Annotated in this window: 23 protein-coding genes, 2 tRNA genes and 1 pseudogene; 18 read left to right on the forward strand and 8 right to left on the reverse strand. The window is 70.1% G+C overall.

Annotation, left to right across the window (positions count from 1 at the left end):
* Positions 1-28 precede the first annotated feature (28 nt).
* From ACLQ2S_RS20190 to ACLQ2S_RS20210, 5 genes and pseudogenes are all read left to right on the forward strand, one after another.
* Positions 29-94, forward strand: a pseudogene (locus tag ACLQ2S_RS20190) (hypothetical protein); the annotation flags it as partial.
* 19 nt (positions 95-113) lie between these two features.
* On the forward strand, positions 114-260 hold the full coding sequence (locus ACLQ2S_RS20195; protein WP_425702318.1) for a hypothetical protein: 147 nt from the start codon (positions 114-116) through the stop codon (positions 258-260).
* Between the two features lie 57 nt (positions 261-317).
* Entirely contained in the window at positions 318-1,781 is a 1,464-nt protein-coding gene (locus tag ACLQ2S_RS20200) for an amidase (RefSeq protein WP_425702302.1), read from the forward strand.
* A gap of 70 nt (positions 1,782-1,851) precedes the next feature.
* Entirely contained in the window at positions 1,852-2,139 is a 288-nt protein-coding gene (locus ACLQ2S_RS20205) for an aa3-type cytochrome oxidase subunit CtaJ (RefSeq protein ID WP_155221016.1), read from the forward strand.
* On the forward strand, positions 2,126-2,539 hold the full coding sequence (locus tag ACLQ2S_RS20210) for a DUF5130 family protein (RefSeq protein ID WP_425702303.1): 414 nt from the start codon (positions 2,126-2,128) through the stop codon (positions 2,537-2,539). The genes ACLQ2S_RS20205 and ACLQ2S_RS20210 overlap by 14 nt, the downstream gene beginning before the upstream one ends.
* 145 nt (positions 2,540-2,684) lie before the next feature.
* On the opposite strand, the gene pepN is transcribed toward ACLQ2S_RS20210, so the two are convergent.
* Entirely contained in the window at positions 2,685-5,234 is a 2,550-nt protein-coding gene (gene pepN, locus ACLQ2S_RS20215; RefSeq protein ID WP_425702304.1) for an aminopeptidase N, read from the reverse strand.
* A gap of 218 nt (positions 5,235-5,452) precedes the next feature.
* Between pepN and ACLQ2S_RS20220 the strand changes: the two genes are divergently transcribed.
* The 4 genes from ACLQ2S_RS20220 (at position 5,453) to ACLQ2S_RS20235 (ending at position 8,469) form a co-directional block, all read left to right on the forward strand.
* The gene (locus tag ACLQ2S_RS20220) at positions 5,453-6,076 is read left to right on the forward strand and encodes a disulfide bond formation protein DsbA (RefSeq protein WP_425702305.1); all 624 of its coding nucleotides are present in this window, start codon (positions 5,453-5,455) and stop codon (positions 6,074-6,076) included.
* A 142-nt stretch (positions 6,077-6,218) separates the two neighbouring features.
* Positions 6,219-6,617 (forward strand): hypothetical protein, encoded by a 399-nt coding sequence (locus ACLQ2S_RS20225; RefSeq protein ID WP_425702306.1) that lies wholly within the window; start codon positions 6,219-6,221, stop codon positions 6,615-6,617.
* Positions 6,618-6,725: 108 nt separating this feature from the next.
* Positions 6,726-7,931, forward strand: a complete 1,206-nt coding sequence (locus ACLQ2S_RS20230; RefSeq protein ID WP_425702307.1) for a DUF1015 family protein — start codon at positions 6,726-6,728, stop codon at positions 7,929-7,931.
* A gap of 70 nt (positions 7,932-8,001) precedes the next feature.
* Positions 8,002-8,469, forward strand: coding sequence for a ribose-5-phosphate isomerase (locus tag ACLQ2S_RS20235; RefSeq protein WP_155220894.1), 468 nt, complete (start codon positions 8,002-8,004; stop codon positions 8,467-8,469).
* 81 nt (positions 8,470-8,550) lie between these two features.
* Here the strand turns inward: ACLQ2S_RS20235 and ACLQ2S_RS20240 are convergent, their stop codons facing one another.
* Together ACLQ2S_RS20240 and ACLQ2S_RS20245 are read right to left on the reverse strand one after the other, a co-directional pair.
* Complete coding sequence (locus ACLQ2S_RS20240) at positions 8,551-8,877, reverse strand: hypothetical protein (protein ID WP_425702308.1); 327 nt, start codon at positions 8,875-8,877, stop codon at positions 8,551-8,553.
* Positions 8,878-8,973: 96 nt separating this feature from the next.
* On the reverse strand, positions 8,974-10,206 hold the full coding sequence (locus tag ACLQ2S_RS20245; protein WP_425702309.1) for a GNAT family N-acetyltransferase: 1,233 nt from the start codon (positions 10,204-10,206) through the stop codon (positions 8,974-8,976).
* 111 nt (positions 10,207-10,317) lie between these two features.
* On the opposite strand from ACLQ2S_RS20245, the gene ACLQ2S_RS20250 reads away from it, so the two are divergent.
* Positions 10,318-10,857, forward strand: a complete 540-nt coding sequence (locus ACLQ2S_RS20250) for a hypothetical protein (protein WP_155220893.1) — start codon at positions 10,318-10,320, stop codon at positions 10,855-10,857.
* A gap of 215 nt (positions 10,858-11,072) precedes the next feature.
* Here the strand turns inward: ACLQ2S_RS20250 and ACLQ2S_RS20255 are convergent, their stop codons facing one another.
* Both ACLQ2S_RS20255 and ACLQ2S_RS20260 read right to left on the reverse strand, forming a co-directional pair.
* Positions 11,073-11,708, reverse strand: coding sequence for a response regulator transcription factor (locus tag ACLQ2S_RS20255; RefSeq protein ID WP_309223655.1), 636 nt, complete (start codon positions 11,706-11,708; stop codon positions 11,073-11,075).
* The gene (locus ACLQ2S_RS20260) at positions 11,660-12,967 is read right to left on the reverse strand and encodes a sensor histidine kinase (protein ID WP_309223654.1); all 1,308 of its coding nucleotides are present in this window, start codon (positions 12,965-12,967) and stop codon (positions 11,660-11,662) included. Before ACLQ2S_RS20260 ends, ACLQ2S_RS20255 begins: the two co-directional genes overlap by 49 nt.
* A 109-nt stretch (positions 12,968-13,076) precedes the next feature.
* Between ACLQ2S_RS20260 and ACLQ2S_RS20265 the strand changes: the two genes are divergently transcribed.
* A complete protein-coding gene (locus tag ACLQ2S_RS20265; RefSeq protein ID WP_155220892.1) occupies positions 13,077-14,093 on the forward strand; it encodes a fatty acid desaturase family protein in 1,017 nt (338 codons plus the stop codon).
* Between the two features lie 15 nt (positions 14,094-14,108).
* On the opposite strand, the gene ACLQ2S_RS20270 is transcribed toward ACLQ2S_RS20265, so the two are convergent.
* The gene (locus ACLQ2S_RS20270; protein WP_230462800.1) at positions 14,109-14,351 is read right to left on the reverse strand and encodes a hypothetical protein; all 243 of its coding nucleotides are present in this window, start codon (positions 14,349-14,351) and stop codon (positions 14,109-14,111) included.
* A gap of 113 nt (positions 14,352-14,464) precedes the next feature.
* Here ACLQ2S_RS20270 and ACLQ2S_RS20275 point away from each other — a divergent pair, with 113 nt between their 5' ends.
* Entirely contained in the window at positions 14,465-14,866 is a 402-nt protein-coding gene (locus ACLQ2S_RS20275) for a hypothetical protein (RefSeq protein WP_155220889.1), read from the forward strand.
* A gap of 513 nt (positions 14,867-15,379) precedes the next feature.
* On the opposite strand, the gene ACLQ2S_RS20280 is transcribed toward ACLQ2S_RS20275, so the two are convergent.
* Positions 15,380-15,453: transfer RNA gene (locus ACLQ2S_RS20280), tRNA-Gly, on the reverse strand.
* Between the two features lie 242 nt (positions 15,454-15,695).
* Between ACLQ2S_RS20280 and ACLQ2S_RS20285 the strand changes: the two genes are divergently transcribed.
* From ACLQ2S_RS20285 to ACLQ2S_RS20310, 6 genes are all read left to right on the forward strand, one after another.
* Positions 15,696-15,769, forward strand: a tRNA-Pro gene (locus ACLQ2S_RS20285).
* Between the two features lie 157 nt (positions 15,770-15,926).
* Positions 15,927-17,273, forward strand: a complete 1,347-nt coding sequence (tig, locus tag ACLQ2S_RS20290) for a trigger factor (protein WP_196222591.1) — start codon at positions 15,927-15,929, stop codon at positions 17,271-17,273.
* 171 nt (positions 17,274-17,444) lie between these two features.
* Positions 17,445-18,086, forward strand: coding sequence for a ClpP family protease (locus ACLQ2S_RS20295; RefSeq protein WP_425702310.1), 642 nt, complete (start codon positions 17,445-17,447; stop codon positions 18,084-18,086).
* Positions 18,087-18,100: 14 nt separating this feature from the next.
* On the forward strand, positions 18,101-18,763 hold the full coding sequence (locus ACLQ2S_RS20300) for an ATP-dependent Clp protease proteolytic subunit (protein ID WP_425702311.1): 663 nt from the start codon (positions 18,101-18,103) through the stop codon (positions 18,761-18,763).
* A 207-nt stretch (positions 18,764-18,970) separates the two neighbouring features.
* A complete protein-coding gene (gene clpX / locus ACLQ2S_RS20305) occupies positions 18,971-20,266 on the forward strand; it encodes an ATP-dependent Clp protease ATP-binding subunit ClpX (RefSeq protein ID WP_309223653.1) in 1,296 nt (431 codons plus the stop codon).
* A gap of 52 nt (positions 20,267-20,318) precedes the next feature.
* Positions 20,319-21,116 carry a carbon-nitrogen hydrolase family protein gene (locus tag ACLQ2S_RS20310; RefSeq protein ID WP_425702312.1) on the forward strand — a complete coding sequence of 266 codons (798 nt, stop codon included), beginning with the start codon at positions 20,319-20,321 and terminating at the stop codon, positions 21,114-21,116.
* A 5-nt stretch (positions 21,117-21,121) separates the two neighbouring features.
* Here ACLQ2S_RS20310 and ACLQ2S_RS20315 read toward each other — a convergent pair whose 3' ends face one another.
* Complete coding sequence (locus tag ACLQ2S_RS20315; RefSeq protein ID WP_155220881.1) at positions 21,122-21,349, reverse strand: hypothetical protein; 228 nt, start codon at positions 21,347-21,349, stop codon at positions 21,122-21,124.
* Positions 21,350-22,037 lie beyond the last annotated feature (688 nt).

Consider the following 22,037-nt stretch of genomic DNA (forward strand, 5'->3'; position numbering starts at 1 on the left):
GTTTCGGATCCGGTATGTACTCGGTGCCGTGAAGACGGTCATCGACCTTGATGATGAGCTGCTCGAGCGGGCCCGTCGTGAATTGGGTACCAAGAGCAAGAAGGACGCCGTCCATGCTGCGCTCCGGATGGTCGCCGAGCGCGGCGAGCGGGATGGAGGCGGAGAGATCGACCTTCCACTACGACCGGGACTTCGACCTGTTGGCGGAGGTGGGTGGAGCACGCTCGGAGTGGGTGTCCCCACCGGGAACTCTCTCCTGAGGTGCTGACACCCGTGTCGAGGCGGCGTGGCGCGGCCGGAGCGGGCAGGATGGCGGCATGGCCGAGCCGCACGATCTGACCGCGCTGGAGCAGGCCGCCGCGATCGCCCGTGGCGAGCTGTCCAGCCTGGAACTGGTCGAGCATCACCTGCGGCGGGTGGACGCGCTCGGCGACACGGTCGGTGCCTTCGTCACCGTCACCGCGCAGTTGGCCCGTGATGCCGCCCGGGCCGCCGACGCGGTGCCGGCGGACCAGCGTGGACCACTGCACGGGGTGCCGACGGCGATCAAGGATCTGACCCTGACGGCCGGTGTCCGCACCACCTTCGGCTCGGCCGCCTTCGTCGACTTCGTGCCGCCCGTCGACGCCGACGTGGTGCGCTTCATGCGGGCCGCGGGGATGGTCAGTCTCGGCAAGACCACCACCTCTGAGCTGGGCTGCTCGCTGTACTCGGAGACCCTGGTGGCACCGCCGGCCCGCAATCCGTGGGCGTTGGCCAACACCGCCGGTGGATCGAGCGGTGGCGCGGCGGCGGCCGTGGCGGCGGGCCTGGTGCCGGTGGCACAGGGCTCCGACGGGGGCGGCTCCCTGCGGATCCCCGCGTCGCTGTGCGGGCTGATCGGCTACAAGCCCAGCCGGGGACTGGTCTCCGGTGGTCCGCTCGGCTTCGGTGCCTTCGGCCTGCCGACCCATGGACCGCTCGGCCGCACCGTCGCCGACGTGGCCGCGCTGCTGGACGTGCTGGCCGAGCCGGTGCCCGGCGAGCCGTACCTGCCGCCGGCACCGCCGCCGGGCGGCTATCTCGCCGCCGCCCGCGCCGCCGAGCCGGGCAGGTTGCGGGTCGGCCGGTTCACCACCCCGATGCTCGCCGACGAACCGGTCCACCCGGACTGCGTCGGGGCGGTGGACCGGGCCGCCGCGCTGCTCGCCGCCGCCGGGCACGAGGTCGTCGAGGTGTCGGCACCGCTCGGCCCGCAGGTGTGGCCGCTGTTCGAGATCGTCTGGTACGTCCTCGCGCTCACCCCGGTGCCGCCGCAGCGGGAGTCCGAACTGCTGCCCCTGACCCGGTTCCTGCGGACCCAGGCCGCCGAGATCTCCGCCGGCACCCTCACCGCGACCCTCGGCGAGATCCAGGCGCAGGTACGCCTCGGTGTCCGCCGCACCGCCGGGTGCGATCTGCTGCTCTGCCCGACCCTCGCGGCGCCACAGGTGCCGGTCGGCTGGTTCACCCAGGGACGCACCCCGGCGGAGGACTTCGACCGGCAACGCCGCTTCTCCCCGTACTGCGCGGTGTTCAACGTCACCGGCCAACCCTCCGTTTCGTTGCCGGTCGGTGTGACCGCCGAAGGGCTGCCGGTCGGCGTGCTGCTCACCGGTCACTACGGTGACGATGCGAGACTGATCGCGACCGCTGCGCAACTGGAGTCCTCCAGTGGCGGGTGGGATCGGCACCCCGCAGTCTGGCGGAGCGTCGGCTCCGCTAACGTGAATGACAGCGGAGTCGGGAGGTCACCACGATGATCGGCCACCCGATTCGATCAAAGGTCTCTCTTTCCGCCTGGGGGCGTTGGGATTGTCTGTAACCGACACGTTGCTGGTCTTCGTCGGCATCCCGGCAGCCATCGTGCTGGTGATCACCGGCCTTGTCTACGCGGGTAGCCAGGGCCACGGTGGTGGCGGTGCCAAGCGTTACCGGCCTGGCCGACCGTTCAGCTTCACGCCGGTGTGGTTCCTCGGGCGGCCAGAGGAGTTGGCCGACTCCGCGGGCACCTCGCTGTCGGTGGGGGCACAGGCGCCCGCGCTGACCAGCAGCACGCAGGGACAGGTCGGCGCCGAAGCACCGACCGGTGGAACCGGAGGCGCAAGTGACCGTTGGTGAGAAGCAGCACGCGGCCGGGACGGACACCCCGCCCGACGTGCTCGACGGGCCGTTCTCGACCCGCCAGCTGCTGCGCATCGACGAGGCGCTGCGGCTGGCCGACCGGACCACCGGCCTGGTCTTCTCCGTCTACGTGGGTGGCCTCGACGAGCCGATCCGGGAGCACGCCGAGCGGTTGCACCGGCAGCTCGCCGAGCCCGACCGGTCGGTGCTGATCGCGATCTCGCCAAACCAGCGGCAGCTGGAGATCGTCACCGGTCGGTACGCCCGCAAGCGCGTCCCGGACACGTACGCCAAGATCGCCGCCTTGTCGATGGTGGCCGCGTTCGGTGGCGGCGACCTCGCCGGCGGCATCATCCAGGGCCTCGACCAGCTCTCCCGCTACGCCGGCAAGGGCTGAGCCCGACCTCTACGACAAAAGCCCGGCCCGCCTCGCGTGCGGCCGGGCTTTTGCGTGCCCAGGATCACGCGCCCATTCTCACCGTGGCCAGGCAGCGAAGCCGGCGTGGGCTCCTACCCACGCCGGCTTCGAGGTCTGCGTGCGGTCAGGCCGCCCGGGCGTCGCAGGCCTGTGCGGCGAGCGCCCGGACCACGCCGTCGCGGCCCTCGGCGACCAGCCGCCGCAGCGGGCCCGGGTGGCCCTCCTGCGCCAGCCAGGCGTCGGTGGCCGCGACGGTCTCCTCCTCCACCAGGTACGCGGGGTACATGAGCATGGCGAACTCCTGCGCCGGCTCGCTGTCCCGGGTCGCCCAGACCTGCCCGACCGAGGCGAAGTACCGGTCCCGGTAGGGCGTCACCAGCTCCACCTGCGTGGGGTGGCTGAAGCCCTGCAACAGTGCCCGGTGCCGCCAGTTCGGCAACGCCTCCGGGCCGGTCAACTGGGCCCACACGGCGGCCTTGTTGGCCTCGGTCGGCACCAGCGCGTGCGCGTAGGCGGCCTCCCGTTCACCGCTGGAGGTCTTGTCCCGGGCCAGCTCCGCCTCGATCTCCGCCGGGCCGGCCACGCCGTTGGCCACCAGCGCCTGCAACACGCTCCACCGCAGCTCGGTGTCGATGGTCAGCCCGGGGGTCACCTGGGTGCCCTCCAACCAGCCGCGCAGCACGGCCAGGTCCTCGTCGGACCGGGCCGCCGAGACGTACGCGCGGGCCCAGGCCAGCTGGAAGCCGCTGCCCGGCTCGGCCGCGGCGAGCGCGGTCTTCGCGGTGCGGGCCAGGTCGGCCCAGCCGGTGGGCGCCCAGTCCCGCTCGGCGTAGAAGGTCAGGGCGCTGCTGACCTGGCGCAGCGTCGCGGTGACCAGGTTGATGTCCGTCTCCGCGGGCAACCCGGCCAGCACCAGGGCGACGTAGTCGCGGGTGGCCAGTTCGGCGTCGCGGGTCATGTCCCAGGCGGCCGTCCAGCACAGTGCTCGGGCCAGCGACGACTCCAGACCGGCGATGTGCTGCACCACCGTCGACATCGACCGCTCGTCCAACCGCAGCTTGGTGTAGCTGAGGTCGTCGTCGTTGAGCAGCAGCACGTCGGCGGCGGGCACGCCGGTGAGTTCGGTCAGCTCGGTCAGCTCGCCGTCGACGTCGACCTCGTACCGTTCACGGCGCACCAACCGACCGTCGCGGAGGTCGTAGAGACCCACCCCGATCCGGTGCGTACGCAGGGTCGGGTGGCCCTCCGGTGCCTCCTGACGGACCAGCACCTGCTGGTACGCGCCGTCCGCGCCGATGGTCAGCTCGGGACGCAGGGTGTTGACCTGCGCGGTCTCCAGCCACTGGGAGGCGAATGTGGTCAACTTGCGGCCGGAGGCGGTCTCCAACTCGGACAGCAGGTCGTCGAAGGTGGCGTTGCCCCAGGCGTGCCGGGCGAAGTAGGCGCGTAGACCGGCCAGGAACGCCTCCTCGCCGACGTAGGCGACCAGCTGCTTGAGCACGCTGGCGCCCTTGGCGTACGTGATGCCGTCGAAGTTGACCTCGACGGCCTCCAGGTCGGGCATCTCGCAGTAGACCGGGTGGGTGGAGGAGAGCTGGTCCTGCCGGTAGCCCCAGTTCTTCCGGATGGACAGGAAGGTCGTCCACGCCTCGGTGAAGCGGGTGGCGTGCGTGTTGCACCAGTGGCTGGCCCACTCGGCGAACGACTCGTTCAACCACAGGTCGTTCCACCAGCGCATGGTGACCAGGTTGCCGAACCACATGTGCGCCAGCTCGTGCAGCACGGTGTTGGCCCGCTGCTCGTACTCGAAGTCGGTGACCTGGGAGCGGAACAGGTAGTGCGACTCGGCGTGGGTCACGCAGCCGAAGTTCTCCATCGCACCGGCGTTGAAGTCCGGCACCCACAGCTGGTCGTACTTGGGCAGCGGGTAACGCACCCCGAACTGCTCGTGGAAGAAGTCGAAGCCCTGCGTGGTGACCAGGTTCAGCTCGTCGGAGTCGAGGTACTGGGCCATGCTCGCCCGGCAGAAGTAACCCAGGTCGATGCCGTCGTGGGTGTACCTGACCTCGTGGTACGGCCCGGCGCACAGCGCGGTGATGTAGGTGCTCATCCGGGCCGAGGTGGCGAAGTGTAGGGTCTTGTGGCCCTCGCCCGCCGGCTCCTCACGCTCCACCGGCATGTTGGAGATCACCTTCCAGTGCTCCGGAACGGTGGCGTGCCAGGTGTAGACGCTCTTCAGGTCCGGCTGGTCGAAGCAGGCGAAGACCCGCTGCGCGTCGGCCGTCTCGAACTGGCTGTAGAGGTAGGTCTCACCGTCGACCGGGTCGACTGACCGGTGCAGCCCCTGCCCCGAGTTGGAGAACGCGAAGTCCGCGTCGACGATCAGCGTGTTCTCGCCGGCCAGGCCGGTGAGCGTGAGCCCCTTCTCGGCGGAGAAGTCGGTCAGGTCCACCGGGTCGCCGTTGAGCGTCGCCGAGCGGACCGATTCGGCCGCTACCTCGATGAAGGTGCTGGCACCCGGTTCTGCGCAGCGGAACCGCACTTCTGTGGTCGACCGGAAGGTACGACCGTCGGCGGCGTGAACGGCACTGGACAGGTCCAGATTGATGTCGTACCCGGTCACGTCGAGCAGGCGGGCCCGCTCGGTCGCCTCGACCTGCGTCAGGTTGCGCACTCCCGGCACTGTTCGTCTCCATCCCACTAACGCCGTCCGTCACGGTCGCATGGTCCGTCGACCGCTCGTGACGGCCGGTCCGGGCCTGAGTCTTCCATGTACGGGTAGGTAGTGGTGGGCGAGGTCACGGGTCGATCCTGGGTAAGGGCGGTGAAACGGGAGCAAGATCGGAAGTACGCCGGTGCACCCGGCGTCACCAGCGCGAAAGGGACCCCGTCGTGAACGAGCGCGTCACCGTAGACATGTGGTTCGACCCGATCTGCCCCTGGGCGTGGCTGACATCCCGGTGGCTGCTGGAGGTGGAACGGGTTCGCCCCGTCGACGTCCGCTTCCACGTGATGAGCCTGTCGGTCCTCAACGAGGGCCGGGAACTGTCCGACGACTACCGGGAGTCGATGCGTCAAGCATGGGGTCCGGTGCGGGTCTGCGTCGCCGTGCAGGAGCGACACGGCGCCGACGCGGTGCGGGCGCTCTACACCGCCCTGGGTGCTCGCATCCACCTCGGCAAGGAGTCGCTCGGACCGGAGCTGTACGTCGCCGCCCTGACCGATGCCGGCCTGGATCCGGCGCTGGCCGAGGTGGCCGGGGACCACGACCTCGACGCGCCGCTGCGGGCCAGCCACGAGGCGGGGATGCGGCCGGTCGGCACCGACGTCGGCACTCCGGTCATCCACGCTCCCGGGCCCGACGGCCGGCAGGTCGCCTTCTTCGGGCCGGTGATCACCCCGGCACCCAAGGGCGAGGCCGCCGGTCGTCTCTGGGACGGTGTCCTGCTCGTCGCCGGCACCCCCGGCTTCTTCGAACTCAAGCGCAGCCGCGACCTGGAGCCGATCTTCGACTGACCGGTGTCGCCGACGCCGCGCTCCGGGCCGGCCAGGCGTCACCGGTGCCTTCCTGGGTTCGTTTGACCGGGTGTCCGCGGCGAAACCGGCGGGCGGCACCCGTGCCCGCTGGCCGCAGCCCGTCAGCTCGTGGAGGCGCCAGATGGCCAGACACCGTGCCCCGGCCGACGATCCCTGGACTCGTGAGGAGCGCCCCGGCGGTGCCGTAGCGGCGGCGCGGCTGAGCTGGCCGGCCCCCCGACAGGAGCGGCCCGCGCGTTGGTCGACGCCGGGGGAGGAGCCGACGGAGCGGGTGCCCAGCCCGCAGCCGGGGCTGTGGGGGGACACCCCGCCCGCCCGCCGGGACCGGTCCCCGAACTCGTCCGGGGTGTTGGGCAGGCCGACCGTGGTGGGGGTCGCCCGGGTGCCGGTGACCTCCCGGCTCACGCCGCCGGGTCGGCAGGTCCGTAACCAGGGCCCGCGACCGATCTCCACGGGCCGTCCGGTCGTGGTGCCCGCGTCCGGGGGCCGGCATCGGCGGGCGGTGGACCCCGGGCGGTGACCGGGGCGCCTGCGCACTGGCGGGCGTCGAGCAGGCACGCTTTCACCTGGTGGGCTACGGGTGGGTCCGGCGGCGGGCCCCGACCGGCCGCCGGTAGCGTCAACGGTCATGACGGTCGTGCACCCGATCACCCGAGCCTGGATCACCACCGGTGGTACCGGCGCCCAGAACTACGACGAGTTCGCCGACGACGCGGAGATCACCGCGATCATCGAGGCGAATCCGCACAGCGCCCTCGGCATCGAGATGCCGCACAAGGCCCCGGAGAGCCTCGGCAAGTCGTTCGCCGACGCCCTGCCGGACGCGGTGAGCCGACTCGCGGAGGCGAAGGCCGACGGCAGCTACACCCCGGCCGAACAGGTGGTGGTGCTGTACCGCATCAGCGCGCCGGGCGAGGAGACCGCCTACGGCCTGTTCGCCCTGGTCGACACCGACCAGATCTCCACCAATGCCGACGAGCCCGGCCTGGTCATCCGCAACGAGGACGTCTTCATCGCGAAGGTGCGTGAGCGGGTCGCGCTGGCCGAGGCGTTGGGCCACCTGCTCTCACCCGTACTGCTGCTGCAGACCGGCCGTGGCGACGAGCTGCACGCCGCGCTCGCGGCGGCCACCGAGGCGGCCGGGGCGCCCGCCGCCACCGACACCGACCAGGCCGGGCGTACCCACGCCATCTGGCTGGTCGGCCCCGGCCCGCAACAGGACGAGCTGACCGCCCTGGCCGGTGGTGGCGAGTTGGTGGTCGCCGACGGCAACCACCGCAGCCTGGCCGCGCAGATCGGTGGCATGTCCCGGTTCCTGGCGGTCGTCACCACCCCCGCGTCGGTGGCCATCCAGCCGTACAACCGCCTGGTCAGCGAGCTGACCACCACGCCGGGAGAGCTGCTGGAGCGGCTGGCCGCCGCTGGCGCGCAGATCGCGGCCCTCGACGGTCCGGCCGAGGTCCCGGCGACCGGCGGCACCGTCGTGCTCCAGCTTCCCGACCAGGCGTACGCGGTGACGCTGCCGCACACCGGTGACAGCCGCCTGGAGAACCTCGACCACGCCCTGGTCGAGCGGCTGCTGCTGCGGGACGCCCTCGGTCTGGATCCGGGCGACAAGCGGATCACCTACGTCGGCGGTGACTACCCGGCGAGCTGGCTCACCGGCGAGGTCGAGGCCGGTCGGGCCGAACTAGCCATCCTCATCGCCCCGGTGACCGTCGAGGATTTCGTCGCGGTCAACCTGGCCCGGCAGAAGATGCCCCGCAAGAGCACCTGGTTCACCCCGAAGGCACGCGGCGGCCTGGTGGTCGCCGAGTTGCCCGAGCGCTCCTGAACCGTCCGGCCCGTCTCACCGGCGCCGCCCCGGCGGTACGCGGTGGGACGGGCCTGACAGACTGCGCGGTATGCGCGTCTACCTGGGATCCGATCACGCCGGTTTCGAGTTGAAGGTGCACCTGGCCAACCACCTGGCCAAGCAGGGCTACGAGGTGGTCGACGTCGGCCCGCACGCCTACGACCCCGAGGACGACTATCCGGCCTTCTGCCTGCACGCCGGCACCCGCGTGGTGGCTGATCCGGGCAGTCTGGGTGTGGTCATCGGCGGCTCGGGCAACGGCGAGCAGATCGCCGCGAACAAGGTGGCGGGGGTGCGGGCGGCGCTGGCGTGGAGCGTCGAGACCGCCCAGCTGGGTCGGCAGCACAACGACGCCAACGTGGTCGCCGTCGGTGCCCGCCAGCACACCCTCGACGAGGCCACCGCCATCGTCGAGGCGTTCCTGACCACGGCGTTCTCGGGCAGCGAGCGGCACGCCCGTCGGATCGCCCAGGTCGCCGACTACGAGCGCACCGGGCAGCTGCCCGACCTGCCCTGATCCACGAGGCCCCGACCAGCACGCCTGATCCGGGTTCGGGTGGCCGCCGAGGTGCGACCACCCGGCCCGGACAGAGGCGCCTCAGCGGCGGGGAAGTTCGTCGCGCGGGGTCCAGTTGCGGCGGACGATCACGACCCGCTCCGCCGCCTCGGCGAGATCCTCGTCGGTGGGTCGGGCGGCGTCCCGGGCCCGCATCGCGGCGGTCACGCTCACCTGCGACGAGCCGGATCCGACCAGCCCACGCAGCCCGCGCTCACTCTCCTCGGGAGCGCCGTTACGTCGCCCACGTGGGGCCTCGGCACCGTCGTGCACCCCGGCCGTGGTGGCTGCCGCCGCACCGTCGCCCGCGCCACCCTGGGCGCCGTGATGCCGGTGTCGCCGTCGCCGCCGTTCCCCGCCGTCCGCCACCCCCCGACCGTACCTTCGCCCGGTCGATCATGCAGTTGTGGTCGTGGCAAACCGCACCATCCGCCACTGCTGCACGATCGACCGGCGGTGACACCGTCAGAAGACCTCCATGGCGGAGGGGGAACGGTGCCAGCCGAAGGCGGGGCTGGCGGCGGCGAGCGCGCCGGGGCGTAGCTCGCGCAACCGCCCGGCATCGGCAAGCGCGACCGGTGTCACGCCACCGAGGAACAGCTCACCGAGGCAGCGTACGTCGCAGGCCAGGTCGGCCGGTCCGCTCGCCGGGGTGCAGCTGGCCCCGGTCGGCCCGCCACGCAGCCGCCAGCGACCGGTGTTCTCCGGCAGCAGCTCGTCGGTCACCTCGATGACCACGTCGACGTCGGCGGCGTAGCGCCGGGCGGCGAGTGCGCCCGGCACGTCCACCACCCGTACCCACAGCGCGTCGACCAGCCGGAAATCGAGCCGCCGCGGTTCGTTGACCAGCCGCAGCAGCGGCTCGTCCACGGCGGCCCGCATCCAGGACAGCCGACGGGTCAGGTCGAGCGAGAGCAGCATCCGCCAGATCGCCCGGTACCCGGCCGGGGTGCTCGCCACCACCTCGTCGACCGTGACGAGGCTGTTCGGACCGGCGTCGGCCCAGTCGGACTTGGTGCGGAACAGGCCGTACCCGTCGACCCCGTCGGGCCCCTCGTGCAGCACCACCCGTCGCGCGGTGGCACCGCCACGGTGGGCCTCCGGGTCGACCAGCACGTACCGCCACCAGCGGTCGTCGCGCGAGGACCAGCCGGGACGATCGGCGCGGACCGCGTCGTACACCCGGGCCAGGTCGGCCTGTCGGTCGGCGGGCGAATCCAGGCGCAGCCGGCCCTCGTCCGGCATCGGGGCCGGCAGCCGCAGTTCGGTCGTCTCGCCGGAGACGTGGAACCGTTGCGCGGCCAGGCCGTAGCCGAAGCGCGGATAGATCCGGCCCTCGCTGGCCCAGAGGACCGCGATCGGTTCCCGGCTGCTGTCGTGAATCTGACGTAGTTGGCGGTGCATCATCGCGGTGAGCAGGCCCCGTCGACGGTGCGTGGGCGCGACCGCCACCAGGGTGACGTGCGCCGCAGGAACCGCCCCGCCGGGTACGCCCAGGTCCCGGGTGTACGCCGCAGCGCTGGCCACCAATTCTGATCCGTCGCGCACCAGCAGGGCCCGCTCCGGTTCGAAGATCGCGCGTTCGGCCTCGTGAACCTCGGGCTCGACATTCTGATGGAAGACAGCGGCGAGGAAACGACCGACCTCGTCGTAGTCCTCGGCGCGGGCAGCCTCGATGGGCAGGGTGGAGATGGTCACCGCTCGTGTCTAGCCGATCGGTGTGGGTCGGGCGACCGATTTGCGGGCTGGCTACCCTCGAAGTCTCCAGCGGCGTCCGGGGGCGCCGCCGGTGACAGGGGAGGGGACGACATGGCCGAGCAGACGCAGCCGTGGGCGGAGCGAACCGTCGAGGTGCCGCCGCAGCCCGTTGACGGGGTGCCGCCGCAGCGCGACCCGTACCGCCGTGGGGTGGCGCAGGTCGGTGCGCGGGCACCGCGTACCGAACCGTTCCCGACGGTGGAGCACACGCCGACCGGCACCGGCTGGCCCGGCGAACCGGAGCCGCGCAGGCCGTTGAGCTGGCACGTGGCCCGCCTGAAGCGCGGCGGTGAGTGGAGTGCCGCCGGGGCGCTGTTCGCGTTCGTGTGCTGGGGGATCTGGGCGATCTCCGGCGGCGGCGACCTCGTCGGACCGGTGGTGATCTTCGTGTTGAGCATGCTGGTCGCGGCGGGTCTGTTCACCCTGGCCAGGCTGCTCGGCCGGGTGGTGCTGGAACGGCAGCTGGGCCGGGTGCGGCGCACCGCCCGTGGCGCGCACCTGGTCACGGCGGTCTTCCTGACCGGTCTCGGTGTCGCGTACCTGCAACAGACGCAGTGGGTCATGGACGCCTGGAACTGGCTGACCACCTGAGGTCCACCGCCCCGCGAGCGGGGCGCGGCCCGACGGGTCGGCCACCCCGGTGGCGACGCCGGGCGGACCGACCCGTCGGCCGGTCCGCCCGGGAATGGTCGCGTGGCACCGCGACCGAGGTCGTCACTCCACCAGGACCGCGGGCTTCATACCCAGCCCGACGTGATTCATCCCCCGTTGCTGCCCTTCCTCGGGCGGCCCGGGGGCGCCGTCGATCAGGCGTCGAGATACGCCAGCACGGCCAGCACCCGACGGTTGTCGTCGTCGGAGGGCGGCATGTCGAGCTTGGTGAAGATGTTGTTGATGTGCTTGCTCACCGCCTTCTCGGTGATGCGGAGCTTGGTGGCGATGGCGGCGTTGGAGCGCCCCTCGGCCATCTCACCGAGCACCTCCCGCTCCCGGGCGGTGAGCACCGCCAGCGGCTCCCGGCGGGCGAGCAGTTGGGCGATCACCTCGGGATCCATGGCGCTGCCGCCCGCGGCGACCCGGCGGACGGCGTCGACGAACTCGCCGACGTGGGAGACGCGATCCTTGAGCAGGTAACCCACCCCGCCCTGCGGCGTGCTGAGCAGCTCACGCGCGTACAACGGCTCGACGTGCTGGGAGAGCACGAGGATCGGCAGCCCGGGTATCCGGGTCCGGGCGGCGATCGCGGCCTGTAGACCCTCGTCGGTGAAGGTCGGTGGGAGACGGACGTCGATCACCGCCACCTCGGGCCGGTGCGTGACCAGGGCGGGCAGCAGAGCCGGACCATTGTCGACGGACGCGACGACGTCGAAGTCGAACGCCTGCAACAGCCGGGTCAGTCCGTCACGAAGGAGTGCGTGGTCTTCGGCGATGACAACGCGCACGGTAGCTCCATGGTGACGACGGTGGGCCCGCCGGGCGGGCTCGACAGCGCCATCGTGCCATCGAAGGCGGCGAGGCGACGCTCGATACCGCGCAGGCCGGTGCCGGCGGCGGCATCGGCACCACCGGCACCGTCGTCGGTCACCACCAGCACCAGCCGTCCCTGCCCGTGGCGCAGCGACACCCACGCGTGCTGCGCGCGACTGTGCCGCACCACGTTGGTCAGGGTCTCCGCCACGGCGAAGTACGCCGCCGACTCGACCGGAGTGTCGAGCCGGCCGGGTAGGTCCGCGTCGACGGTGACCGCCACGGGAAGGCTGAGCGCCAAGGCACGCACCGCGCCCTCCAGGCCACGTTCCGCCAGGACGGGCGGGTGAATGCCGCGTACGAGATGCCGCAGCTCGACCAACGCCGTACCGCTCGCCGCACGCGCCTCATTGAGCATCGCGTGCGCCGCGGTCGGATCCCGGTCGATCATTTCGTCGGCGAGGCCGATCATCATGCCCAGCGAGACGAGCCGGGCCTGGATGCCGTCGTGCAGGTCCCGCTCGATGCGGCGCAACTCGGCGGCCTGAGCGTCCACCGTGCCGGCGCGCGTGACCGTCAGCTGGGTGACGCGCATCCGGAGTTCGGCGGCCCGGGTGGGCGCGAGGAGAAGCCGCGCGAAGGAGGCGTCGACGCGTCGCAGCCACGGCGCTACCCACAGGCCGACGGCCAGGATGGCGGCACCCTGCGGCAGGCAGAGCAGTGCCTCACCGGACGTGTCGACGGACCAGACGGTGCCGTAGCCGTACCAGCCGGTCCCCAGCCAGATCCACAACGGGGTCAGCGTCAGCCCCATCAGCCCGTACAGCGGTATGGCCAACGCGATCGCGCCGAGGACGATCGCGACGACGGCCCCCGGCACCAGCCAGGCGAGATCCCGCCAGGTGGCCGGGTCGGTCACCGTCCACCGGAAGCGTCGCCAACCGCCGGGCACGGCCCGCTCCGGAGGCGGATGGTACGGACGAGCCACCGGCACACCCGACCGGGCGGCGAGCCGCCGCTCAAGATCGGCGCGTTTCCTGACCAGCGTCGTCGTCCACGACACCAGCGCCATGCCCAGGAAGGGCACCGGAACCAGCACCAACGCGACGATCGACAGCACCAGCAGCGGACCGTTCGTGAGGGCCAGACCGATCGCGGCCACCCCGGCCAGCACCGAGTGCAGCCCTCGACGGACCCACGGGGGCATCCGGTCACCAGCTCCGACCACATCCACCCGTCACATTCTGCCCACGGTGACCGCGTTCGTCGGTGGTGCCAGCACCACCTCTACAGCGGGGGATAGCGCTCCTGACGATGTAGGCCGAGGGCGCTTGGCTGAAGCCATGACTACCATCACCACGACCGGCAGCGACTTCGCCGTACTCTCCCGCCGGATCGTCGCCGCGGGACTGATGCGGCGTCGGCCCGCCTACTACGCCCTCCGCCTGGGTGTCGTCGCGGTCATGTACCTCGGTGGCTGGGCGGCCTTCCTCGCCATCGGCTCCTCCTGGTGGCAGATGTTCACGGCCGTGTTCCTCGCGGTCACGTTCGCCCAGGTGGCGCTGGTGGCGCACGACCTGGCGCACCGGCAGGTGTTCCGCACCAAACGACCCAGTGAACTCGCCGGACTCATCGCCGGAAACCTCGGCGTCGGGATGAGCTACGGCTGGTGGATGGACAAGCACACCCGCCACCACAACAACCCCAACCACGACGACCTCGACCCCGACGTGGCCCCCGAGGTGCTCATCTGGGCAGCCGAGGCGGCAACCGGCCGACGCGGGTTGAAGGGCTTCATCACCCGGCACCAGGCCGCGCTGTTCTTCCCGCTGCTGACGCTGCTCGCCGTCAGCCTGAAGGTGTCCAGCGTCAAAGCCCTGCGCGACGGCACGGTGCGGCGACGCGGCACCGAGAGCGCCCTGCTGGTGCTGCATGCCGTCGGCTACCTCACCGCACTCCTGGTGGTCCTCAGACCGCTTCAGGCGGTCGCCTTCCTCCTGCTGCACCAGGCCGTGTTCGGCGTCTACCTAGGCCTGACCTTCGCGCCCAACCACAAGGGCATGCCGCACCCGACCGGCGACGAGGACTTCCTGCGCAAGCAGGTGCTGACCTCCCGCAACGTCCACGGCAACTGGCTGACCGACGTGGCGCTCGGCGGCCTGAACTACCAGATCGAACACCACCTGTTCCCCGGCATGCCGACGCCCAACCTGCGCAAGGCCCAACCCATCGTGCAGGCGTACTGCGCCGAGATCGGGGTGGCCTACGAACAGACCGGCCTCATCGACTCCTACCGGCAGGCGTTGCGTCACCTGCACGAGGTGGGCGCCCCCGCCCGCGCCGAACACGCGGCACGCTGAGCCGACGTCGCCTGGTCAGCAGCGGATACACCGTGGAGGAACCAGGCGGCCGCGCGCCAACTCCTCGACCTGGGCGAAGTTCACGACACGGTCGCACTCGTCATCGGTCAGCTTGTTGATCAGGGCCTTGGCGGCCTGGGCCTGCGGGGTGGTGGGCAACGCGCCGGCGGCGAGTTCCGGTAGCAGCAGCTCGTAGCCCACCCGGGCTCGGGGCGAATACCGATGACGGGTACGCGCCAGCGCACGCCGGACAACCACTCCGTGGAACGGACCGGGCGTGGATATCGTCCTGGGCGACGGATCCTGACCCGGCTCACGACAGTGCTCTTCTTCTCGATGAGGTGTCGTACGGTCATGGCATTCTGCTGGCCATGGCTGACCGACCAACGGTCGAGTGGCGTCGCCACCTTGACGAGCAGACCGCGCAACTCCGTGCTGGGACGCTCGACGAGTGCGACGCCTGGGCAGTGCGACTCTTCCCGGATTCACTCATCGCCGCGACCGACGCCGCGCTGGATGACTTCGAGCGGGCCCTCACGCTGATCGACGTCAGGTCGGACGTCGCCGTGCTCGCCGAGGTCGAGCGGGTGGTTGTCGCGCTCAACGGCGTCGACGAGCGCCACGGTGGCTCCGGTTACGAGACGGGGGAGCGCGAGGAACTGTGCGACTACATCGACGCGGCACTCACCGACGCGGGCGTCGACGTCGCCGCTGTGGCAGCCGGCAGCGGGCTCAAACGGTGGGAGATCACCGACCGCTGGCGTGACTGGTAGTCGGTCCGGCGGTGCCGCAGCGATCGCCCCGGCATCGACGGTGGTCGGCCAGGCTGGCGCTCGTCACGGGCGGACGTGCTGGTCACGACCAACCCGACGTCGGGCCCGATGCTCAAGGACCCCGTAGGTGACCATGAGGGTCAATCCGGCCAGCAACAGCACGGCACCGGTCCACCGGCTCGGAGTGCGCCAACCGCTGGGCGCTACCTCCGTGAGGGTTCCGAGCCCCACGAGAACGTAGAAGCCCATGCATGCTGCCCCTGCTGCCCACAGCCGGGGGTAACGCAGGGTCCGTCCGAACAGCCGAACGGTTGACACGCGTCGGCTCCGGACGGCCACCCAGGCAGCGCATCCGACCAAGGCCACAGCGGCGCCGGCAAGCAAGACATCCATGATCATATCGCCGCCTCGTAGGTCGTCACAGCCGGTGCTACTGGCGCAAGAGATCAAAGAGAGCTGAAACGCGGACGGCCCAGGGTCGGCGATTGTGCCGTTGACCTGGGCCGGAGGGTGTGGAGCGGGCGACGGGAATCGAACCCGCACCGTCAGTTTGGAAGACTGAAGCTCTGCCATTGAGCTACGCCCGCGTACGCCCGGAGGACCGGGTGCGCCCGACAGCCTACCCAATACCCGCGGCGGGCGCGCGGCCGTATCCCCGTGCCGCGCCGATGCCCGCAACATCCGGGTTGTCGCCGCCGTGCTGGCAGCGCCATCCGGGCAACCGCCGCCCGCTGTCTGCTGCTCGGATGCCTGGTTCTCCTCGTTCGGCGCGTTGGGTGACTCCCCGGCAACCTGATGTCGGAGGGACGGCATAGACTGCTCGTCGCCACGGGGTGTGGCGCAGCTTGGTAGCGCACTCGCTTTGGGAGCGAGGGGCCGTGGGTTCAAATCCCGCCACCCCGACTGCCGCAAGCACCGGACGGCGGCACCTGGACGACCGGCACATCGGGCACGCCCGCTGTCGGCCCCGGGTGCTGCTGGTCCGCCGTGGCGGCTCGCCTACACTCGATGGGCCGAAAGTGCGCCCAGACTCAACCGAGATCCGTCAAGGAGTACGCCTGTGAAGAGCACCGTCGAGACTCTGAGCCCGACGCGCGTGCGGCTCGCCATCGAGGTGCCGTTCGTCGAGCTCGAGCCGAGCCTCAAGAAGGCGTACCGGGAGATCGGTCAGCAGATCCAGATCCCCGGCTTCCGTAAGGGGAAGGTGCCGCCTGCGATCATCGACCAGCGGGTCGGCCGGGGCACCGTGCTCAATGAGGCGGTGCAGGAGGCGATCCCGCAGAACATCCTCACCGCCGTGCGTGAGCACGACCTGAAGACGCTGGGGCGTCCCGAGGTCGAGATCACCGAGTTCAACGACGGTGACTCGCTGAACTTCACCGCCGAGGTCGACGTCCGGCCGGAGATCACCGTGCCGGACCTCAGCTCGATCGAGGTCACCGTCGACGAGCTGCAGGTCGGCGACAACGAGATCGACGAGCAGGTGAACAGCCTGCGTGAGCGCTTCGCCACCCTGAAGACCGTCGAGCGTCCTGCGGCCGAGGGCGACTACGTGCAGATCGACCTGCGGGCGACCGTCGACGGCGAGGAGGTGCCGGGCGGCTCGGCCAGCAACATCTCGCACGAGGTGGGCAGCAAGCAGCTCCTGCCGGGGCTCGACGAGGCGGTCGTGGGCCTGTCCGCCGGCGAGGAGACCACCTTCACCACCCAGCTGGTCGGCGGCGACTTCGCCGGCCGTGACGCTGAGGTGCAGGTGACCGTGCGTACGGTCAAGGAGAAGGAGCTGCCCGAGCTGAACGACGAGTTCGCCCAGCTCGCCAGCGAGTTCGACACCATGGAGGAGCTGCGGGCGGACCTGCGCGAGCGGGTCAGCCGGGGCAAGCGGGTCGAGCAGATCTACGCGGCTCGGGACAAGGCGCTGGAGCAGCTCGTCGAGGCTGCCGAGGTGCCGGCGCCGGAAGGTGTGATCCGCGACGAGGTGGAGAGCCGCAAGCAGGCGATGGTCGACCAGCTGGAGCGCATCGGCGCTTCGATGGAGGACTACCTCGCCGCCGAGGAGAAGACCGAGGAGCAGATCGACGCCGAGCTGAGCGAAGCCGCCACCCAGGGCGTCAAAGTGCAGCTGCTGCTGGACACTCTCGCCGACGCCGAGGACGTGCAGGTGTCCGACGACGAGTTCGGTCACGAGATCGTCCACCGGGCCCAGCGTGCCGGCATGGCCCCCCAGCAGTACTACGACCAGCTTGTCCGCTCCGGCACCGCTGGCGCGGTCTACGGCGATGTCCGGCGGGGCAAGGCGCTGGCCTCGGTGATGGAGCGCATCACGATCAAGGATTCGGCCGGCAACGTGGTCTCCTTGGACGCGCTGCGTGAGGCGAGCGAGCAGGAGCACTCGCACGAGCACTGATCGTTGGGTGGGGCCACCGTCCGCCGGTCATGGTGGGTGGTGGCCCGATCCCTTTTCCGGGTACGTCTTCCGCCTTGCTGCGCTGAGAGCGAACAGTGCCCGGACCGGGCGTATGGCGACCGGCCCAGCGGTTAGTGTCGGACACGACGGTACGGAGAGCGAAGGGCTGCCATGACCGACATGCACATCCCAGCGACGCCAATTCGGGCAGTTGATGCCCGCGGCGGCGACACCATTGGCAACCTCGACGACTCGGTCTACAACCGGTTGCTCAAGGAGCGGATCGTCTTCCTGGGCAGCGAGGTGACCGACCAGGTCGCCAACCGCATCTGCGCGCAGCTGCTGCTGCTCGCCGCGGAGGACCCGGACCGCGACATCAATCTCTGGATCAACTCGCCTGGTGGCTCGGTCTACTCCGGCATGGCCATCTACGACACGATGCAGTTCATCGACAACGACGTGTCGACCGTGGCGATGGGCATGGCCGCGTCAATGGGCCAGCTGCTGCTCTGCGCGGGTACGAAGGGCAAGCGTTACGCCCTCCCGCACGCTCGGATCATGATGCACCAGCCCTCGGGTGGGATGGGCGGCACCGCCGCCGACATCGCGATCCAGGCCGAGCAGATGCTGTACACCAAGCGGATGTTCCAGGAGCGCGTCGCCTTCCACACCGGTCAGCAGCCGGCGCAGATCGAGGCGGACTCGGACCGGGACCGCTGGTTCACCGCCCAGGAGGCCGTCGACTACGGCTTCATCGACAAGGTGATCACGGGGGCCGCCCAGGTTCCCGAGGGCGCCGGGACCCTGAGCTGATCGAGGAGCAGACGATGACCGACCTGAGCCTGCCGCCCCAGTTCGCGGCCGTGCACAACCGCTATGTTCTGCCGTCGTTCGTCGAGCGGACGTCGTACGGGGTCAAGGAGTCCAACCCGTACAACAAGCTCTTCGAGGACCGCATCATCTTCCTCGGCGTGCAGGTGGACGACGCGTCGGCCAACGACGTGATGGCCCAGCTGCTCACCCTGGAGGGGACGGACCCCGACCGGGACATCATCATGTACATCAACTCGCCGGGTGGCTCGTTCACCGCGATGACGGCGATCTACGACACGATGCAGTACGTCCGGCCGGACATCATGACGGTCTGCCTCGGCCAGGCCGCCTCGGCGGCCGCTGTGCTGCTCTCGGCGGGCACGCCGGGCAAGCGGATGGCGCTGCCGAACTCGCGCATCATCATCCACCAGCCGGCCACCGAGGGTGGCTACGGCCAGGGGTCGGACATCGAGATCCAGGCCAAGGAGATCCTGCGGATGCGTACGCAGCTGGAGGAGATGCTCTCCCGGCACTGCAACCGCCCGGTCGAGCTGGTGCGCAAGGACATCGACCGCGACAAGATCATGACGGCTGAGGAGGCCCGCGAGTACGGGCTGGTCGATACGATCCTCACCAGTCGTAAGAAGGGTTTGCTGGCCGCGAACGCGGCGAGCTGACCGGCACCGGGTCAGAGGTCGGTCGGGCTCGTTGCCGGCCGACCTCTGACACACCCGTTTTGGGGGTCGGAGAAACCTCCGGCAGCGGGTAACGTCGGGTCCGTACCGCTTCGCCGGGCGACCGGCGGGTGGGTAAGAGACGGGCGGAGCGTCAGCGTCCGCAGGTCGTGGCCGGGGTTCCGGCCGATGAGTGCAGGGAGAACGTAGGTGGCACGGATCGGTGACGGCGGCGACCTACTGAAATGCTCCTTCTGCGGGAAGTCGCAGAAGCAGGTCAAGAAGCTCATCGCGGGCCCCGGGGTCTACATCTGTGACGAGTGCATCGATCTCTGTAACGAGATCATCGAAGAGGAGCTGGCCGAGTCCGGCGAGGTGAAGTGGGAAGAGCTTCCCAAGCCGATAGAGATCTGCCAGTTCCTCGACAACTACGTCGTGGGGCAGGAGCAGGCCAAGAAGGCGCTCGCCGTCGCGGTCTACAACCACTACAAGCGGATCCAGGCCGAGGCGGCCGGCGCGCCGGGTTCCGGCAACGACGGTGTCGAGCTGGCCAAGTCGAACATCCTGCTGCTGGGCCCGACCGGGTGCGGCAAGACCCACCTGGCGCAGACCCTGGCCCGGATGTTGAACGTGCCCTTCGCGATCGCCGATGCCACGGCGCTCACCGAGGCCGGCTACGTCGGCGAGGACGTGGAGAACATCCTCCTCAAGCTGATCCAGGCTGCGGACTACGACATCAAGCGGGCCGAGACCGGCATCATCTACATCGACGAGGTCGACAAGATCGCCCGCAAGTCGGAGAACCCGTCGATCACCCGGGACGTCTCGGGTGAGGGTGTCCAGCAGGCGCTGCTGAAGATGCTCGAGGGCACCGTCGCGAACGTGCCCCCGCAGGGCGGTCGTAAGCACCCCCACCAGGAGTTCATCCAGATCGACACCACCAACGTGCTGTTCATCTGTGGTGGGGCCTTCGCTGGTCTGGATCAGATCATCGAGGCGCGTACCGGGCACGGTGGCACCGGCTTCGGTGCCCGGCTCCGGGCCGTTTCCGACCGCTCCACCGACGACATCTTCAGCCAGGTGATGCCGGAGGACATGCTCAAGTTCGGGCTGATCCCCGAGTTCATCGGCCGACTTCCGGTGATCACGAGCGTCCGGAGCCTGGACCGCGGCGCGTTGGTGCGCATCCTCACCGAGCCGCGTAACGCACTCGTGCGGCAGTACCAACGCCTGTTCGAGCTCGACGGCGTCGAGTTGGAGTTCGAGCGGCCTGCCCTCGAAGCCATCGCCGACCAGGCCATGCTCCGTGGGACGGGTGCTCGCGGGCTGCGGGCCATCATGGAGGAGGTGCTGCTCTCCGTGATGTACGAGGTGCCCAGCAACCCCGACGCCGCACGCGTGTTGATCACGCGGGAGGCCGTGCTGGAGAACGTGAACCCGACAATCGTTCCGCGTGAGTTCACGGGTCGTCGGGCTCGGCGTGAGCGCGAGGAGAAGTCCGCCTGATCCCAGGTCTCGACACTGCGGCCGACGGCAGTCGCCCCGTACGCTGGCAGCCATGCGCGTCGCTGTCTGCCAGCTGAACTCCCGCGACGACCGAGAGGCGAATCTCGCCGCCGCGGAGGCCCTGATCGATCGTGCCGCCGAGGCCGGTGCCGACCTGGTGCTGCTCCCGGAGTACGTCGACTATCTCGGCCCCGGTGCGGGGATGCCGGTGCCGGAGTCCGTGGACGGCCGGGTGGGTTCCTTCTTCGCCGCCGCCGCCCGTCGACGGGGCGTCTGGCTGATCGCCGGCTCCTTCCACGAGGCCGGACCAGACCCGAACCGCACCTGGAACACCACGCTGGTCTTCGACCGCTCCGGCACGCTCGCCGCCACCTATCGCAAGATCCATTTGTACGACGTGGAGATCCCCGGTCGCGTCTCCTACCGGGAGTCGGCAACCGTCGCTCCCGGTGACCAGCCGGTCGTGGTGGATGTCGAAGGGCTCCGGGTGGGCTTGTCCATCTGCTACGACCTGCGTTTTCCGGAGCTTTACCGGCAGTTGGCCACCACCGGCGCCGCGCAGCTGCTGGTGGTCCCGGCGGCCTTCATGATGCATACCGGGCGGGATCACTGGGAGGTGCTGCTGCGGGCCCGTGCCATCGAGAACCAGTGCTTCGTAGCGGCAGCCGGGCAGACCGGTGACCACGATCCCGGCCGTACCTGTTACGGACGGAGCATGGTGATCGACCCGTGGGGGACGGTCCTGTCCCAGGTGCCCGACGGCCCGGGGCTCGCGGTGGCGGACATCGACCTGGACTGCCTGGACCGTATCCGCGCCGAGTTGCCGAGCCTGGCGAACCGGCGGCTCTGACGCGGTTAACCCTGGAGCAGTACGCCGACCAGAGCGAAGCCGGCGATGGCGGCGGCGGTGATCAGCAGAGCGGTGCTCATGCGGGACGGGCCACGCTGGGCCAGGCGGCGGATCGAGACGAGCACCGCGAAGACCACGAAAGCCCCGATGACCAGTTGCCAGATCGGTAACAGGAGGCCGAGCAGCGCGTCCTCGGCGAGGACCGGGCTTACGGGCCGGGACACGTCATCCATGCCAGACACAATGGCACGCCGGAACGCGTCGTGGTCGTCGGCGCGGAGACAGTCCGCCGAGAGCTGGTTCCGGGGGGCACTCGGGCCGGGTCGAACCCCGCAGCCGTACGCGGGGGACAGCCGGTGCTCGTAGGGCCCCTCCGAGGCCGCATCGGCGGCATCGACGGAGGCTGATTTGCCTTATCCGGGGCGTCCGCGTAACTTTCTCTCTGCACGCGGGAGGCCGGGGCAAACCGGCCGAGAACGGGCGCCAGCAACGCGGAGACCACATCGATGCGAGGCTGAGACCGGGCGGTGCGGAGCGGCTCTGCAAGATGGGGTTGCGATCGCGAAGCCGACCGGGTAAGGTTCTGGAGCCGGCAGGAGCCGGGCGGGTTACCTCGAGTGATCGGCCGGTCTGCGGCTCTCCACGACAGCACCGAACGCCGAAAGGCGACCGATGGCGTGGGCCCGAGCTTGTGACGAGATTCCTGATCCTTCAGGTTGCTCTCGAAGCGCGGCTCGGATAGTTTGGAGCGGTTGCCCCAGACGCGGTTCCCTTATCGGGGCCGGATCTGGTGTGTGGTTGTTCTTTGAGAACTCAACAGGGTGCTTGATAAGCCAGTGCCAATTTTGTTTGATTCCCGGGCTGGCCAGGCGTGTGTCTGGTTGGTTTGGATTCCTTTGGCAACATTTTTTGTTGTCGGGG

The organism is Micromonospora sp. DT48, from assembly GCF_049844495.1.
In the GTDB taxonomy this organism is placed as follows: domain Bacteria; phylum Actinomycetota; class Actinomycetes; order Mycobacteriales; family Micromonosporaceae; genus Micromonospora.

Bases quoted from the DNA above. Each gene is read 5' to 3' on its own strand.
- ACLQ2S_RS20310 (WP_425702312.1), top strand. From the start codon at position 20,319: ATGCGCGTCGCTGTCTGCCAGCTGAACTCCCGCGACGACCGAGAGGCG.
- ACLQ2S_RS20315 (WP_155220881.1), bottom strand. From the start codon at position 21,349: ATGGATGACGTGTCCCGGCCCGTAAGCCCGGTCCTCGCCGAGGACGCG.
- ACLQ2S_RS20300 (WP_425702311.1), top strand. From the start codon at position 18,101: ATGACCGACCTGAGCCTGCCGCCCCAGTTCGCGGCCGTGCACAACCGC.
- ACLQ2S_RS20265 (WP_155220892.1), top strand. From the start codon at position 13,077: ATGACTACCATCACCACGACCGGCAGCGACTTCGCCGTACTCTCCCGC.
- ACLQ2S_RS20200 (WP_425702302.1), top strand. From the start codon at position 318: ATGGCCGAGCCGCACGATCTGACCGCGCTGGAGCAGGCCGCCGCGATC.
- ACLQ2S_RS20235 (WP_155220894.1), top strand. From the start codon at position 8,002: ATGCGCGTCTACCTGGGATCCGATCACGCCGGTTTCGAGTTGAAGGTG.
- ACLQ2S_RS20230 (WP_425702307.1), top strand. From the start codon at position 6,726: ATGACGGTCGTGCACCCGATCACCCGAGCCTGGATCACCACCGGTGGT.
- ACLQ2S_RS20275 (WP_155220889.1), top strand. From the start codon at position 14,465: ATGGCTGACCGACCAACGGTCGAGTGGCGTCGCCACCTTGACGAGCAG.
- ACLQ2S_RS20295 (WP_425702310.1), top strand. From the start codon at position 17,445: ATGACCGACATGCACATCCCAGCGACGCCAATTCGGGCAGTTGATGCC.
- ACLQ2S_RS20195 (WP_425702318.1), top strand. From the start codon at position 114: ATGCTGCGCTCCGGATGGTCGCCGAGCGCGGCGAGCGGGATGGAGGCG.
- ACLQ2S_RS20250 (WP_155220893.1), top strand. From the start codon at position 10,318: ATGGCCGAGCAGACGCAGCCGTGGGCGGAGCGAACCGTCGAGGTGCCG.
- ACLQ2S_RS20225 (WP_425702306.1), top strand. From the start codon at position 6,219: ATGGCCAGACACCGTGCCCCGGCCGACGATCCCTGGACTCGTGAGGAG.